The sequence below is a fragment of the Streptomyces flavofungini genome, assembly GCF_041028215.1.
Classification (GTDB): domain Bacteria; phylum Actinomycetota; class Actinomycetes; order Streptomycetales; family Streptomycetaceae; genus Streptomyces; species Streptomyces flavofungini_B.
Genome location: NZ_JASKYR010000828.1, coordinates 1 through 3,227, shown reverse-complemented (window position 1 = coordinate 3,227; position 3,227 = coordinate 1). Strand labels below are relative to the sequence as shown.

Sequence of the window (3,227 nt, the reverse complement as noted above, 5' to 3'; positions counted from 1 at the left end):
CTCGGCAGTTCTCCCCGGTAGACCGGTCCCGCCCCCGCAACTCATCGCCCCCGGTTAGGTAATCCGCCCGATCCCGGCGCCGGGGCCTTAGCACCACCATCACCAGGCATGACATCGACGACGATCGGGCGCGTCCTGCGGGACCGCAACGCCGGGCTCTGTCTGGGCGCGGTGGTGGTCTCCGGCTTCGGGAGCACCGCCCTGTGGCTGGTCTCCGGCATCTGGGTCAAGGAGCTGACGGGGTCCGACGGCCTCGCCGCGCTCTGCCAGTTCGCCCTCTGGGCGCCCACCCTCATCGGCCCGCTGCTCGGCACGCTCGCCGACCGCACGCGCCGCAGACCGCTGCTGGTGGCCGTCAACCTCGCGCTCGGCGCGCTGCTGCTCTCCCTGTTCGCCGTGGACACCGGGGGACGGCTGTGGATTCTCTTCGCGGTGCTCCTGGTCTACGGGGCGTGCGGCGTCGTCACGGACGCGGCGGAGGCGGCCCTGGTCCCGGCGGCCGTCGGCACGGAGCTGCTCGGCGACTTCAACGGCCTGCGGATGGCCGCGAACGAGGGCATGAAGCTGGTGGCGCCGCTCGCGGGCGCGGGCCTCTTCGCCGCGTACGGCGGCGCCCGGGTCGCGCTCCTGGACGCCGTCACCTTCGTGCTCGCCGGGTGGATGTACGCGCTGCTGCGGGTCCGCGAGGCCCTGCCGTCCCCCGGGCGCGCGTCCCTGCGGGCCAGGACCGCCGAGGGCGCCCGCCATCTGTGGGGCCACGACCGGCTGCGGCCCCTCGTGGTGGCGGGCGGCCTGACGATGCTGACCTCGGGCGTGAGCGGCGCCGCGGTCTACGCCGTCGTGGAGGGGCTCGGCCTCGCCCCCGCCTACACGGGTGTGCTGTACGTGGTGCAGGGCGCGGGGTCCGTCGCGGTGGGCGTGGCGTCGGGCGCGCTGCTGCGGTGCCTCGGCGCGTGGCGGTTCGGCGGCGCGGGCGTCGCGCTGACCGCCGTGGCGCTGGTGCTGAGCGCGCTGCCGAGCGACGCGGCGGTCCTCGCTGGCAGCCTCGCGAACGGGCTCGGGCTGCCGTGCGTGCTGATCGCGGGGCTCACGGCCGTGCAGCGGGAGACCCCGGACGCGCTCCTCGGCCGGGCGGCGGCGACCGCGAACACGCTGATGTTCGCGCCGACCGCGCTCGGCATCGCGGCCGGGGCGGCGCTGGTGGAGTGCGTCGACCTCCGTGTGCTGCTCCCGCTGCTCGCGGGGGCGCGGCTGCTGATCGCCGCGCCCCTGCTGCGCCCCCGGAGGACGGCTACTTCACGTCCGCCCATCGCTTGATCGTCGCGATGGCCTCGGACTGCTGCGGCTCGGGCAGCTTGGCGATCGCCGCGCCGTGGTTGGCGCCCGGCACCTCGTACCGGTAGGAGTCGTGGCGGCTCGGGGTGAAGCGCTCGGCGCTCCAGGGGTCGTTCTGGCCGTAGATGAACATCATGCGGTGGCCGTGCCTCTTCACCCAGCGGTCCACATCGGCGATGGTCTTGTTGTTGTACGTGCCGCGCATGGCCTTGGGCAGCACCGAGTTGGGCTGGTAGACGTCCGGGTGGTGGCGGACGCCCTTGAGGTGGCTGAACCTGAGGTCGGCCCAGCCGAGCTGGGTCGCGGCCTGGTGGTAGTACGGGCCGGAGCCGTTGGTGCCGAGATCCTGGTCGCGGTAGACGCTGAAGCCGTGCTCCTTGGACCAGTCGTACAGCTCCTCGTCGGTGGCCTTCTTCGCGTCGGGGACGGTCGGGCAGTCGGCCGCGGTACCGCTCTGCCAGAAGTTCCACACCTGGTCGAGCACCGCGAACTCATAGGCGCGATCGGTGGTGCCGAGGGTCTGGTCGAAGGTGGAGCCCTCGGCCTTCGCCTCCGCCTCGAACCGGGGCAGCAGGGCGGCACGGCGTACGAGCATCTCGCGCTGCACGGCGTTCAGGGCGTCCCTGCACTCCTTGGTGCCGACCGTCCTGAAGAAGCGCTCGTAGCCGCTGTCGTCGCGGTTGTCCGCGTCGTTGGGCGCGACGAAGGCCACGACCGCGTCGAGGTCCCGCGGGTAGAAGCGCTCGTGGTAGGTGGCCGTCATGCCGCCCTTGCTGGCGCCGGTGCCCAGCCACTTGCCCTTCTCGATGGTGCGCAGTGCCCGGGTGAGGCGGTGCTCGTCGGCCGCCTCCTGCTGGACGGTCATCTTGGACCAGTCCTCGCCCGCGGCGCCCCTGGGGCGGGACTCGGCGAAGTAGCGGTGCTCGACGCTGACCTGGTTGGCGTCGATCAGCCTGGTCAGGGAGGCGGTGCCGCCCGCGAGGGTGTAGCCGCCGGTGTAGAGGACGGTCGGCTTGGCGGTGGACTTGTGCCAGAGCGTGGCGCGCTGGGTGAAGGTGGCGCCGTGCGGCCTGCGGTGGTCGACGGGCTGCTCGTACGTCAGCGTGTAGAGGGGGTGGCCCTCCTTCTCGGTCACGGAGACGACCTTCATGCCGGGCAGCTTCTCAAGACTCGCCCGGACATCGGCGGCAGCCGCCGAGCCGTCCGCCCGCGCCGCCGTCGGGGCCTTCGCCGTGGCGGGCGCCGCGCCGCCGAGCACGGCGGCCCCCGCCATCAGTCCGGCACAGGCCAGCGCGGATATCCCCTTGTTGCGCACCTTGTCTCCCTTGTCCCTGGTACTGGAGCGACGGTTGTGGTGCGCGGATCGTATCGGCGATCACTCCAGACGCGACAGGGCCTCCGCGACCAGCGCGAGGTCGCCGTCCGAGGCCAGACCCGCGTGGTAGAGCCGGAGTTCGGTCGCGCCGTGCCCGGCCGCCCGCGCCGCGTCGGCGGCGAGCGTTTTGGGGCTGCCGCCCATCCCGGCGACCACGGGGAAGTTGGCTGCGACGACCCCGCCGTGCCCCCCGAACGGCGTGAGCGGCCCGGGCCCGCCGCCGCAGGGGACCACGACGCCGTCCGCCACGGAGAGGACGTGCTCCGGGTCGACCCCCGCGTTCGCCCCGCAGTGGTAGGAGACGGGATCGGCGTGCAGCAGCACCTGGAAGCCCGGCGGGGCCGCCGCGCGGACCGCCGCGACGGCCGCCTCCTGGAACGTGCGGGCCCGCTCGTCGCGCCACGCGCACGTGACCGCCGCCCGGTCCGCGCCGATGAGCTTCTCCACCCCGGCCCAGCCCGGGTCCTCGCCCGCGCCCCGCCACACCGGCTCAAGTGCCTCCCGCACGGCCGCCGCC

The 3,227-nt window shown here is 73.8% G+C and carries 2 protein-coding genes and 1 pseudogene; 1 reads left to right on the top strand and 2 read right to left on the bottom strand.

Features of this window, described 5'->3' with window-relative positions; genetic code table 11:
* The first annotated feature begins 108 nt into the window (after positions 1-108).
* Positions 109-1,317: an MFS transporter gene (locus AB8Z36_RS35120; RefSeq protein ID WP_369217442.1), complete on the top strand. Its 1,209-nt coding sequence runs from the start codon at positions 109-111 to the stop codon at positions 1,315-1,317.
* On the opposite strand, the gene AB8Z36_RS35115 is transcribed toward AB8Z36_RS35120, so the two are convergent.
* Together AB8Z36_RS35115 and AB8Z36_RS35110 are read right to left on the bottom strand one after the other, a co-directional pair.
* Complete coding sequence (locus AB8Z36_RS35115) at positions 1,292-2,650, bottom strand: S28 family serine protease (RefSeq protein WP_369217441.1); 1,359 nt, start codon at positions 2,648-2,650, stop codon at positions 1,292-1,294. The genes AB8Z36_RS35120 and AB8Z36_RS35115 overlap by 26 nt on opposite strands.
* 60 nt (positions 2,651-2,710) lie before the next feature.
* Positions 2,711-3,227 (bottom strand): annotated as a pseudogene (locus AB8Z36_RS35110) (hypothetical protein); the annotation flags it as partial.

Bases quoted from the DNA above. Each gene is read 5' to 3' on its own strand.
- AB8Z36_RS35120 (WP_369217442.1), top strand. From the start codon at position 109: ATGACATCGACGACGATCGGGCGCGTCCTGCGGGACCGCAACGCCGGG.